Here is a 9,903-nt window from a genome sequence, read left to right as displayed (position 1 = left end):
CACTCTCAACCTCGCCGATGTCGTCCCCAAGCCTGCCCCGATGCTAGCCCAATGAAATATCTGATACCGAGCCATACACTGATCACGCGTAAACAGGCCTTGTGGCACGGCATTGTTTGCACATGAAATTGGACGACCCGCTGGTGTCAATGGATCTGAGCGCCGAGGCCTGCCTCAAGGGGGCTGTTGCTGCTGCCATCATTGCCCGTTTGCGAGAAGTCGGTGTCTTAGACCGGACTGATTCGATGGCAGTTCCTTGGCTCCGCCATCTCCGATTTACTAAGTCAGAATTGGAAGATCTGGCCCGGCAGCTAACTGGGCCGCTTATGGATACGCCGCATTGCCTACTAGGAACACCAGGCAAAACGCGTCAGTTTTTCCTAGCTTAAGCGCCTGACTGCACCGATTTGGCCGCTGTCGCAATCACACTTCGACCGCCCAAATGGATCACGCCACAGCTCAACAGTGTGGTTAATGAGGCGACGGCTGGCGGCATGAGATCAAGTACGACGGCTAGCGCATGCACGCCCGGATCGACGGCGGCAAAGCCAAGCTGCTCACCCGCACCGGCCTCGATTGGTCCCATCGCTACCGGCGCAGGGTCGAGGCGCTGCGGTCGCTGCCGGTCAAGGCGGCCGATATCGATGGCGAGCTTTGTGCCCTCAACGCCACCGGACGTGCCGGTCTCTATTCGCTCTCAGCCCTGATGCCGAAGCGTCTGCAACTGGTGATCGTGATCGATCATGATCGAGATTCCAGCCCATAAGGTGCCTACGAACTAGTTGTCGAACTCTCTGAAACTTGGCCTTTGCAGGCAATACTCAATGCTGCCTGCCGAAGCTCGCCGGCGCTGGTCATCGGAGATCAAGCCGCTCAAAGAATTGGCGCCAGGGCCGCAACGAAGCCGTCGGCGTGCGTTTGGTCCGGGGTGGCAACCACACGGGCACCGGCGCGCTCGCATCGATAACTGAATCAACGAAGCCGAATTGCTTTGCGTCCTCGGAGGTAAAACGCCTTTCGGCTACCATCCAGGTCATGACCTCTTGCGGAGGTCGCTTCGTGTATTCGCAAACGAGGTCGCACACATTAGCCGCATCTTCTGGCGGCGGCCGCCTGGGGCAATGAACCATTATCAGGCCGCTTCGATCGATCCGCCGAGCGTCGCCGGCGAGACCTATGATGGCGGCAGTAGATAGTGCCCGGGTGATGGTCGTGAAGACCGCGTGAGGGTGCTCCTCGATCTCCAGGCAGATTTGGATCGCCGCGGCGAACGAGCCGCCTGGGCTGTCAATGCGAAGGTTGATGAGCTTATCGTCTGCGGCGCGCATCGCAGCTACGACGCGAGCCGCCTGATCTTCATCCAGGCGCCCTTGCAGTAGAATGTGCTTCATGATGGTCATAATCCTTGCCACCCTTGAAGTGCCAATCGCTGGCCGTGTGCCCGGCTTCGATTGACGATGCTTTGGAAAGACAGCGCCAATGCGATCAGGAGCGGCATGACCAGACCAGCGATTGGTTGCCCAAACAGGACTTGCCAGCGTGGCGGCCAACCGTACGCCCTTCACTCCGGATCTTTGCCATTGTCCCTCTCAGTCCCCCCAAAAGCCTAGCAAGGCGGGTGGGCGGCGAGCCATAGGAGAAGCCTACCCCTTGCGGGGTAGCCGCAGCGGCAGCAACAGATCCCCTATTCAGAAAACCCTTCGCAAGGCACCTTCGCTAATTGCTTGAAATGGCGCCGTCTGCGCTACGTCGTTCCAGCCATACCGACAGTTTCGACTTTCGGTCTCGCTTAGGTATCGGCGTCCAGGGAGATCCCAGTGGCGACCACCAAGCGTGCGACACTCTACGTCCGGGTTTCAACAGACAAGGAAGCTGTTGAGAACCAGGCAACGCGAGCTGACCGCGATAGTCCAACGTCGTGGATGGGAGGTCGTGGCCACCTACAGCGATGCAGGCATCAGTGGCGCCAAGGCCCGGCTGAAGCGCCTGTTCTGGCAGAAGAGACCGACGGGCTTCTTTACACCGATCACGTCGCCGGCAACTGCCCGCGCTACCGCGCGCAGGCCTGCAAGCTCGGGCTCAATGGCGCCATCTCCATGCGGGCCGATCGGCCTTATGCGCCGAGCGACAGCGGGATCTGGGTGAAGTCGAAGTGCTTGAGCCGCGAAGAGTTCGTGGTCGTCGGCTGGACCGACCCCGAGGGCAGTCGATCACACATCGGCGCCCTCCTGTTGGTCTATTACACCGACGATGGCCGCCTCCACTACGCCGGCCGCGTTGGCACCGGTATGACAGAAGAAGGAGCTGAAGCGGCTGGCTGGAGTACTGGCGCCGCTGAAGGTGGCGAAGATACCGCTTGCCGTAGCGCCACCGCGGGACAGCCGGTTCGGCTCGCCACTGAAACTGTCCAAGGTGCACTGGGTGAAGCCTGAACTTGTCGTCGAGCTGACGTATCTCACCTGGACCGAGGACAACCTCCTGCGGCAAGACTCCTACCAGGCGCAGCGGGAAGATAAACCGGCGCGGCAGGTCGTGAGGGCTACTCCTCACCCTCACCGGCGTTGACGGCGCTGGACGGGCGCATCGCCTCTGCCAGAGCGCCTATAAGGAGGCACAACGACTGCGTGTCATGGTGGATCCACGGATCGGCCAGATCGTCGCTGGCCAATACGCGATCACTTAGGGCATCGGCCCGATCGTGCGACAGCTTAACCAACTCAAGAACGCTGGCAGGGAAATCAGCAAGCTGGGTCGCTTTGAAGCTGGCCACTGCTTCAAGCAACATCGCTCGAGCCATATCCTCTTGGGGGAATTCCAGGGCTTGGTGGCATGCAAACGCCACCGCCTGCACTGCGTCTACCGGGTTCATTCGACCACCTGTTTTGGCCTCTTGTGTCGACGTAGAACCCGTCCGCGCTTCCCACGCCTTGTCGTCACCAGTCCATTGCACCCTACCGAACGTCGGCACGCTGCGCCTCCCTTTGATCATGGCCGGGCAACGCCATCGTCGCTCTGTTCGTTGCTCCTGCGGTAGCCGGGCGTAAAGGGAGTTCCGTCTCCACCGTACCAGACCATGGTCAAGGCCGATCGGCAGGCCGGCTGAGGCAGGTGACTACCCCGCAAGGGCTGGGCTTCGCCACTGGCGGCGCGCCACACCGGTAACCTAAGCTCGCGGGGGCAGGAGGGGCGATGGCAGGGCTTGGACGTGAGCCGTCGTATTCGAGGCCGCCGCGCTGGCAGGCCGCATTTGGGCCGGCAGTCGCTGGGCTGGGTATATTGCTGCTGATTGCTTGGGCGCTGTCCGTCTAGGCCCCGAATCGGCGCGCTGTCGATCTGTTGGATCGCGGCCGCAGTGCCCACGCAAGCTACTCCCGAAGGGTTCGGGCCACGCAATCGGCGATTCGCTTATATTGGCTCCGGGCGTTTAGCTCAGCGGTAGAGCACACCCTCTACACGGGTGAGGTCGCACGTTCGATCCGTGCGGCGCCCACCATCGCCTTCTCGAAGGTCACCGGTCTCTTATGGCGGGCAAGGGCGCGACGTGCCCGACTCACGAGAGCGACGTGGCTCCAGATGACGATACGGACGCGAGATGGCGACCCTCAAGATTGAGAACGGCAAGATAACGATCGCTATGAACGATGGCACAACCGTGCCACTGCCGTCGGGTTGGGTGCGCATTGAGGCCGGTCCAAGGGCCCTTGATGGGGCCTACGTAGAACTGGTCATCATCTATCGGAATGACGAGGAGTTCTGGTTCAAGCCCTGGGACGGCGAAGTTGCTGACATTGACGTTACTGACCTGCCGGACGGCGGGTCGCGTGAGGGCGAGGGCGGTTGGGTAGTGACCCGTCTGGGGAACGCCTACACGCTCTCCCCTGATGGCTTTAGGTTGACCCGCTACGCGGAGATGAAGCGGTCTCGTGGTCGCCCCCTCGGCCGCCCAGGCCAATTCCTGAGTGGCTCATGGATCTGGAGGCGTAGCTGGCGGCGCCGCGCATTACAAGGCCGAGAAAAGGGCCAAGATCCTGTGCTTCCAGGCCGGGCTCACCTACTGAAAGCTACCCCTATAGCTTTACCCCGAAATCTCAGTCGCTCCCTTGCAGACGGTGGCTAACACTATGTGACCACTGGCGGGCATCCCCGCTGAGAGGACGAACTTGCGCATGGGAGGCGGTTCGTGAAGTTCGCGCTCGCACTGACGGGGTGTCTCGGTATTGCAGCTGCCTTGGCTGCAGCTTGGGCCGCAATACTGTCGGCACTATCCCTGTGGGCCATCGTCCCGTTAGTTGTGCTGATTGTCGTGATGGCCGCGAGAGATCCATAAGACTGGGGGCCGGAGATACGGTTGGGTTAGCCACCTGCCGGGTTCAAAATCTGACTCACTGAAGCGTTTTGCCCGTTTGATGAGTCCCCTTGGTCCTGCCAGCCCAAAACCGCTGTACGAGTCAAAAACCCACCCTAGCGTCGATCTCGCGGTTGCTAGCGGAGGCGGGGCAGCGAAGAAGATTAGTCCTACAGCCCACGGACCATGAACTTGGCGGCGGCGCGCTCATCCGTGCTGTAGAAGCCGGAGTTCTGCATCTGGGCCTTCACAAGTTCGACGAAGTGTTCGTCACTCAGTGTCGGACCCGCGAGCCGCTCGGCTACAACGGGATATGAAGCAACAATCCGGTCCGTCACGAAGACATCAACGATCTTCCTCATTGGCAATCGTCCATCGCGCCGAGGGCGGAGAGCCTTCCCGAAGAGCCGCCCGGCGGACGGGGCGGTCGCGAAAGGAAGATGTCGACCAAGTAGCAGGTTTGCCTGAGGTCAGCAGCCCTTGCGACGGCAGAGGCTTCGGTGGCGTACAATTCCGCAATGCCGCCCAGTCGCTTGGGGTGAGTCGCCCAAATCGACCACTTGCCACGGGTGCCTTCTGGAATCATCGCGCACGGATACATCAAGGACGGTTGAGGGCGATGTGCAATTTCGCACGCTGCTCTAGTTATTTGGGGTTAGACCTTCTCTTCGGCCGGCCAACCACGGATACGACCTCAGGTCCGGGAGCAGGTCTCGGCGCCGCCCTGAGGGACAACGAGGGAGACATCGATACCGTTGTCGACAGCAACGACGTGACGCGGCGCGCCGGCGGGTGCCGTCCAACGCCGTGGGCGATCCCGACCGCTTCGGCGACGGCCGCAGCCACCTCTGCAATTGGAAGCCGCAGCCGATGTTCCCGTTCCACATCTACTGCTTCTCACCAACCGGAACGAGGAGCTGACTTGTTCTCCGAAGCTCCCGCAGGGAGCGAAGGAGGACCCTCCTTCATCATCGCGGAGTTTGGCGTCGGGCCCGGCACGGGCCAACGGATCAAGGCGGAGATGACGACGGCGGCAGGTTAGCGCTACGCATGCTGCGTTCACGTCCACGTCGAAGCAGCACCAACGCAAGCAGTCGCAACCCTACGTCGCTTGGGCAACACGCCTCGACGTACTGACCTGACGGGGATGGCAACGTAGTGATCACCCCTGGAGACTCACCTCGAGGGCGGCTTCGGTCGCGAGAGGGTGGCTCGCCCGAAAAAAATCTGAAAGCGTGCGCGATCAACACGGCGCGCTGGCCAAGGTGCGCCACGCCGGCAGCTCATGCTATCTGCGCCCGGGTCGGTCATCGCGCGCTTTGTTCAAGCGTGGGACGTCCGTCCAAGAGTTCAAGGGGGGAAGTACAGATGACGTCAGCGGCCACTCCCGTAGCTAACCTGTTCACGGACTATATTCCCAGGTCGGCGCTGAGAACAACGATCTGGGACCCCTTGGCGTCAGGGGCGAAGAGGAAGTCACGGTTCTAAACGAGTTCCTGTTCAACGCTTGGCAGAGCCGGGAGCCATATTCGAGAAAGAAGCTGGACGCCGACGGTTGGTCAGCATTTATCTGGCGACCGATGGCCCGCTCCGATCCATTGAAGCCTGCGCTGGTGCACGATCAGCTCAACGATGAGACGGTCGATTGGAAGCCCGAATTCTACCAGCAGCACTTTGAACAGTACGCCAAACTCAACTTCGATCCTGACAAAGGCTTGGTCGAGTGGGATGGCCGGCTGCTCTTCGCGTGGGTGCCGCCGCCGCGCCCTGGCGCGTAAAGCGTTATGTCCCTTCGGAGCGGGCGACCTTCCATTGCCGTTCCCGGATTTCTGTGTCCAGAACGTGGCAAAGCAGAATCGGTTCCTACAGGAAACGAATCGAGAAAGAGCGCGTTGGCCGCGGAGAACAGGTGAACGCGATGAATGCAGTCCAAGCCCTGGAGACGGCGTGCAACCGCCTTACACATGATCCTCAGGACAGGCTGTCCTGTGCGCTTCTGCTCGACGCGCTGGCCCATTACAGGTCATCCTCTCTCGCCAGCTTACCCGTCGCCGCCTTTCACCTGGTCCAGATATCCCGCGATCGAGCCGACGCACTAAGCGCCCGCATATTGGAAAGCGACAGCCTCTCCGACCCGTCGATAGACGATGAGATCCGAGGGCTGTGTCACACTGTAGACTCGCTGGTAGCGACGCTGAAGCAAAGGTAGAGCGGCCGCAGATGGCGCACTGATTTGGCGCGAAGGCTCCGCTAGCGCCTACCTGGGCTCCTGAGCCTTCCAGACCTTGACGATCAGGCCGACCGCAAAAGCTGCCAGCGAGGTCGGTAACATGACACTGAGAACGTGGGTGCCAAAGACTTGATCGACAAGGACCGAGGGCAGCAGTAACGCGGCCGCAACGAGACCAGCCACTTGGCAGGCAGCCACCAGCGTATCTGGCGTTTCGTCCACATTTACCTCCCCCACGGGCCCGCAGGAAACCGGATGGGACAGCTCACGTCACGCACCCGGCGTATCAAGGTCGGCGGCTCGCATAAGTTCCACCTTTGAACTTTTCTGGGCTATGGCCGTCGTGGCGTGCGCGGAACGGGCCGTACCACCAGCGGCGCCGGCTTGTCCTCGCGCTATTAGAAGGCCGCTGGAGGCAGCGGACTGAACTCTGATTTCTTGACGTCCAACATTCGGAGCGCATCGTCGAGTGTCGCCACGACAAAGGGAACCTTCCAGCCCTTCGCCGTTTGAGAGGCCGCAAAGAAGCGGACCAGTAGCTTCAAGTCATCCTGCGGCACTACGTAGATTCGTTCCCGGTTCTTATGCGCCTGAGGCAGGTCACCTCGCTTGGCGACAAAATCAGTAGTCAACTCGACCTTTTCGACGGCGGTCATGTCGAAAATGCAGTCGAACGCAGCCTTGCCACGTGTGTCGGAAGCCAGTTTGTCGAGCCCAGCAAAGTCATCCTCGGTGAGCTGGCCGCGAAAGCAGATGAGCACCACTTGGCGGGCTTCACAGATTTCGACGTCAAACATAGCTCCGCACGGCTTCCCAACACCCGGTACAAGTTTTGCAGATGGAGGAAGCTGCGGCTAGGTCACAGGACGGCGGGCTAGCGATCCATCGTCGTCCGGGCGACTGCCGCCGACGACCACGAACTCCTCGCGGTTGAGGCACTTGGACTTCACCCAGATCCCGCGGTCGCCGGGGGAGTACGGTCGATCGGCGCGCTTGGGGCTGGCACCCTCGAGCCCGAGCTTGCAGGTCTGGCGCGGAACTGAGGGCCGTTGCCGACGACGTGATCGCTATAGAGCAAGCCGGCAACCTCGCGCCGGAACAGGCGCTTGAGCCTGGCCTTGCGCTCGACCAAGGGAAAGGATGCGATGCTCACGCCATGTACGCCAGCAGATCAAAGGCGTAGAAGACAAGCTGATCGGTCTTGCCCTCGTCCATCGCTGCCCGCAGGCCGGCGCAATCCGGCGTGGCGGCGTGTCAGTGCGCATCGGTGCGCGCACTGGCGTCAAGGGCGACCAGCTCGACCAAGTTGTCGCCGACGTCGTCACCGCCGGACTGGTGGAACGGCACGTCGATAAGCGCCCTGTGCGGCAGACGCTTTTGCGCGTTGGCAAAGGGATTTCCTCTACGCGGGGGCACCACTAGGCGTCGCCCGTGGTAGGCTCTGATACGGGAGCCGCCGAGTAGACGGCGATCTTGCCGTATCCTGGCCGTGATAGCCGCGTCACAAGCTTTGTGGCCCGATGTGCTGCCGACTGAAGCAGCTTCTTCACGAGCAGGAACTCACCAAACGTCGGAGCTTCTACGAGCGGCCGCAGGGCTGCTTCGAGGGCCCACTTCGCCTGGTCCATCTCGGCAGAGAGTTGGTCGGTCTCGTCAGATGTAGTCGTGCCGGCGTACACTACGGCCTCCCATTGGCGGACCAGTGCACGACTGACCTTCGCCTCTTCGGAGAGGCCCACGTTGCCCATGCGGCAAGCAGTGGCTACGGCTATCCGACGGTAGGCCCGGAGCGGCTCGCGAAGTTGCTGAGCCAATTCGCTGCCGAAATGAACTTCAACGTGAACAGCGGCGCGCTCTAGCTCTTCGAAAGCGCCACGATGGACTTTCAGACGCTCAACCGGGATGTACAGGCGATCGAGGAGACCGCCGTAAGCAGGTAGCTCGTAGTCGCCACGCTTCCGTGTTGTTCCTTCGCCGGCGTTTACTGTCGGCTCGCGTGCTCGAGATATTGCGGCCGCGGCCTGACAGAACGCGGACAATGCGGCGTCCGCGACCTCGAAATGGCGCTTTCGGACGAGCTGACGGTGCCAGACGTAGAAGCCGATCAAGGCAACCAGGATGGTCGTAACAGGGAGGACAAGGATCAGCATCGGCACCCTCACAAGAACAGGCGAAGCGTCCGCGACGATGAGAACAAAATGAGAACAATTGAAGCTCGAGTCAATCCATAGGGATTGGCCATTGGGTGCCCTCAATGCACCTTTTGTTGTGTTAGCTGGGCGGAAGGGTTGAAGGACGAACGATTGTAAGAAACTCCACATCACGTCCGAACCGATTGCGGATACTTCCGCAACGCTGCGTCTTTCAGCCCTGGCGCACCACCATCTTTGCAAGCCGAGGTTGCTGCTGCGGAGGGCTGTAAAATGTCGCTCGCCGATGATGTGATCGACCTGTTCGGACAAATTTACGAGGCCGGCGTCGAACCTAGACTGTGGGACGACACATTACTGCGCCTCGGCCAGCGTTTCGGCGCCAATGGCGGGATCCTAGCGACGACGGTAGACGGCAGCAACCAGCTCAGCTTTTCCAGCGAGTTCGGGGAATGGCAGGCGCGCTACTATCAAGAATTCCACAAACCCTAAGTCAATCCGCTCTTTCCAGCTTTCCGGCGGCTGCGTCCCGGTGTTGCGGCCGCCGACTGGATGCTCTTGCCCAAGCAGAACCTGATGCGTTCGCCGTTCTACAATGAGTGGAGCTTGCCGCAGGACCGGCACACCTATTTCGGACTGGTGACGTCGGCGGGGCCGCAGGCGGTTGGCGCGCCTTCATGCTCTGCCGCGGCCGACAGCGAGGTGATTTCGCGCAGGACGAGGTCGACTTGCTGCAGGCCTTGTCGCCTCATCTGGTCCGAGCAGTCGGCCTCAGTCGACACCTGGGCGCTTTGGAGGGGAAACGTCAGCTGAGCGACGCGCTGCTCGATGCTGCTGCGAGGCCGGTCATCGTTGTCGAACCGGACGGGCGCATCGTGCAGGCCAATCACGCCGCATGGCGCATCCTCGATGCGGCCGATGGACTTATGGTGCGCCGGGACCGGCTCACGGCTGCACGGCCAGGCGACACGTCGGCCGTGCGACGGCGAATCAAGGCTGCGGCCGAATGCGATCTGATCTGATCGCACGCCAGGCCATGGCCGTGATGCGGCGCTCGGGTGCGCTGCCCTACAGTGTCGCCATGACCCGTACCTGTAGCGGCGGTGGGGTTGGAACGGGGCAGGGTGCTGGTCGCTGTCTTCATAGCCGACCCGCATGCCAATCCGCCGGACATGGTC

14 protein-coding genes and 1 tRNA gene are annotated in these 9,903 nt (G+C 61.3%); 9 read left to right on the top strand and 6 right to left on the bottom strand.

Annotated elements, in window-relative coordinates; translation table 11 throughout:
* Window positions 1–122: 122 nt before the first annotated feature.
* Together RSO01_RS48115 and RSO01_RS44210 are read left to right on the top strand one after the other, a co-directional pair.
* Window positions 123–389, top strand: a complete 267-nt coding sequence (locus RSO01_RS48115; RefSeq protein ID WP_170303834.1) for a hypothetical protein — start codon at window positions 123–125, stop codon at window positions 387–389.
* 131 nt (window positions 390–520) lie between these two features.
* Window positions 521–766, top strand: a complete 246-nt coding sequence (locus RSO01_RS44210; protein WP_147157009.1) for a hypothetical protein — start codon at window positions 521–523, stop codon at window positions 764–766.
* 88 nt (window positions 767–854) lie between these two features.
* On the opposite strand, the gene RSO01_RS44205 is transcribed toward RSO01_RS44210, so the two are convergent.
* Window positions 855–1,400, bottom strand: a complete 546-nt coding sequence (locus RSO01_RS44205; RefSeq protein WP_147157008.1) for an ATP-dependent Clp protease proteolytic subunit — start codon at window positions 1,398–1,400, stop codon at window positions 855–857.
* Between the two features lie 417 nt (window positions 1,401–1,817).
* Between RSO01_RS44205 and RSO01_RS49320 the strand changes: the two genes are divergently transcribed.
* Both RSO01_RS49320 and RSO01_RS50185 read left to right on the top strand, forming a co-directional pair.
* Window positions 1,818–2,432: a DNA ligase-like domain-containing protein gene (locus tag RSO01_RS49320; RefSeq protein ID WP_246159227.1), complete on the top strand. Its 615-nt coding sequence runs from the start codon at window positions 1,818–1,820 to the stop codon at window positions 2,430–2,432.
* Window positions 2,341–2,565 carry an ATP dependent DNA ligase gene (locus RSO01_RS50185; RefSeq protein ID WP_373867999.1) on the top strand — a complete coding sequence of 75 codons (225 nt, stop codon included), beginning with the start codon at window positions 2,341–2,343 and terminating at the stop codon, window positions 2,563–2,565. The genes RSO01_RS49320 and RSO01_RS50185 overlap by 92 nt, the downstream gene beginning before the upstream one ends.
* On the opposite strand, the gene RSO01_RS44190 is transcribed toward RSO01_RS50185, so the two are convergent.
* The gene (locus RSO01_RS44190; RefSeq protein WP_147157006.1) at window positions 2,540–2,869 is read right to left on the bottom strand and encodes a hypothetical protein; all 330 of its coding nucleotides are present in this window, start codon (window positions 2,867–2,869) and stop codon (window positions 2,540–2,542) included. The two genes, RSO01_RS50185 and RSO01_RS44190, sit on opposite strands and share 26 nt — an antisense overlap.
* A gap of 549 nt (window positions 2,870–3,418) precedes the next feature.
* Here RSO01_RS44190 and RSO01_RS44185 point away from each other — a divergent pair.
* Window positions 3,419–3,493 (top strand) — tRNA-Val (locus RSO01_RS44185).
* A gap of 1,022 nt (window positions 3,494–4,515) precedes the next feature.
* Here RSO01_RS44185 and RSO01_RS44180 read toward each other — a convergent pair.
* Window positions 4,516–4,707, bottom strand: a complete 192-nt coding sequence (locus RSO01_RS44180; protein ID WP_147157005.1) for a hypothetical protein — start codon at window positions 4,705–4,707, stop codon at window positions 4,516–4,518.
* 430 nt (window positions 4,708–5,137) lie between these two features.
* Between RSO01_RS44180 and RSO01_RS49690 the strand changes: the two genes are divergently transcribed.
* Both RSO01_RS49690 and RSO01_RS44175 read left to right on the top strand, forming a co-directional pair.
* Window positions 5,138–5,266: a hypothetical protein gene (locus tag RSO01_RS49690; protein ID WP_281291636.1), complete on the top strand. Its 129-nt coding sequence runs from the start codon at window positions 5,138–5,140 to the stop codon at window positions 5,264–5,266.
* A 659-nt stretch (window positions 5,267–5,925) separates the two neighbouring features.
* The gene (locus RSO01_RS44175; RefSeq protein ID WP_147157004.1) at window positions 5,926–6,123 is read left to right on the top strand and encodes a hypothetical protein; all 198 of its coding nucleotides are present in this window, start codon (window positions 5,926–5,928) and stop codon (window positions 6,121–6,123) included.
* A gap of 479 nt (window positions 6,124–6,602) precedes the next feature.
* Here RSO01_RS44175 and RSO01_RS44170 read toward each other — a convergent pair whose 3' ends face one another.
* From RSO01_RS44170 to RSO01_RS44160, 3 genes are all read right to left on the bottom strand, one after another.
* On the bottom strand, window positions 6,603–6,797 hold the full coding sequence (locus RSO01_RS44170; protein WP_147157003.1) for a hypothetical protein: 195 nt from the start codon (window positions 6,795–6,797) through the stop codon (window positions 6,603–6,605).
* Window positions 6,798–6,973: 176 nt separating this feature from the next.
* Window positions 6,974–7,372 carry a hypothetical protein gene (locus tag RSO01_RS44165; protein ID WP_147157002.1) on the bottom strand — a complete coding sequence of 133 codons (399 nt, stop codon included), beginning with the start codon at window positions 7,370–7,372 and terminating at the stop codon, window positions 6,974–6,976.
* A 621-nt stretch (window positions 7,373–7,993) separates the two neighbouring features.
* Window positions 7,994–8,725 (bottom strand): hypothetical protein, encoded by a 732-nt coding sequence (locus RSO01_RS44160; RefSeq protein WP_147157001.1) that lies wholly within the window; start codon window positions 8,723–8,725, stop codon window positions 7,994–7,996.
* A 273-nt stretch (window positions 8,726–8,998) separates the two neighbouring features.
* On the opposite strand from RSO01_RS44160, the gene RSO01_RS44155 reads away from it, so the two are divergent.
* Window positions 8,999–9,217, top strand: a complete 219-nt coding sequence (locus RSO01_RS44155; RefSeq protein WP_147157000.1) for a hypothetical protein — start codon at window positions 8,999–9,001, stop codon at window positions 9,215–9,217.
* A 236-nt stretch (window positions 9,218–9,453) separates the two neighbouring features.
* The gene (locus RSO01_RS44150; RefSeq protein WP_147156999.1) at window positions 9,454–9,747 is read left to right on the top strand and encodes a PAS domain-containing protein; all 294 of its coding nucleotides are present in this window, start codon (window positions 9,454–9,456) and stop codon (window positions 9,745–9,747) included.
* Window positions 9,748–9,903: the final 156 nt, after the last annotated feature.

The organism is Reyranella soli, assembly GCF_007992495.1.
Taxonomy (GTDB): Bacteria; Pseudomonadota; Alphaproteobacteria; order Reyranellales; family Reyranellaceae; genus Reyranella; species Reyranella soli.
The sequence above is the reverse complement of the archived record's forward strand: the minus strand, read 5'-3'. Positions and strand labels throughout refer to the sequence as shown.

Excerpts from the sequence above, each read along its gene's own strand:
- RSO01_RS48115 (WP_170303834.1), top strand. The coding sequence starts at position 123 with ATGAAATTGGACGACCCGCTGGTGTCAATGGATCTGAGCGCCGAGGCC.
- RSO01_RS44210 (WP_147157009.1), top strand. The coding sequence starts at position 521 with ATGCACGCCCGGATCGACGGCGGCAAAGCCAAGCTGCTCACCCGCACC.
- RSO01_RS44205 (WP_147157008.1), bottom strand. The coding sequence starts at position 1,400 with ATGACCATCATGAAGCACATTCTACTGCAAGGGCGCCTGGATGAAGAT.
- RSO01_RS44190 (WP_147157006.1), bottom strand. The coding sequence starts at position 2,869 with ATGAACCCGGTAGACGCAGTGCAGGCGGTGGCGTTTGCATGCCACCAA.
- RSO01_RS44180 (WP_147157005.1), bottom strand. The coding sequence starts at position 4,707 with ATGAGGAAGATCGTTGATGTCTTCGTGACGGACCGGATTGTTGCTTCA.
- RSO01_RS44175 (WP_147157004.1), top strand. The coding sequence starts at position 5,926 with ATGGCCCGCTCCGATCCATTGAAGCCTGCGCTGGTGCACGATCAGCTC.
- RSO01_RS44165 (WP_147157002.1), bottom strand. The coding sequence starts at position 7,372 with ATGTTTGACGTCGAAATCTGTGAAGCCCGCCAAGTGGTGCTCATCTGC.
- RSO01_RS44160 (WP_147157001.1), bottom strand. The coding sequence starts at position 8,725 with ATGCTGATCCTTGTCCTCCCTGTTACGACCATCCTGGTTGCCTTGATC.
- RSO01_RS44155 (WP_147157000.1), top strand. The coding sequence starts at position 8,999 with ATGTCGCTCGCCGATGATGTGATCGACCTGTTCGGACAAATTTACGAG.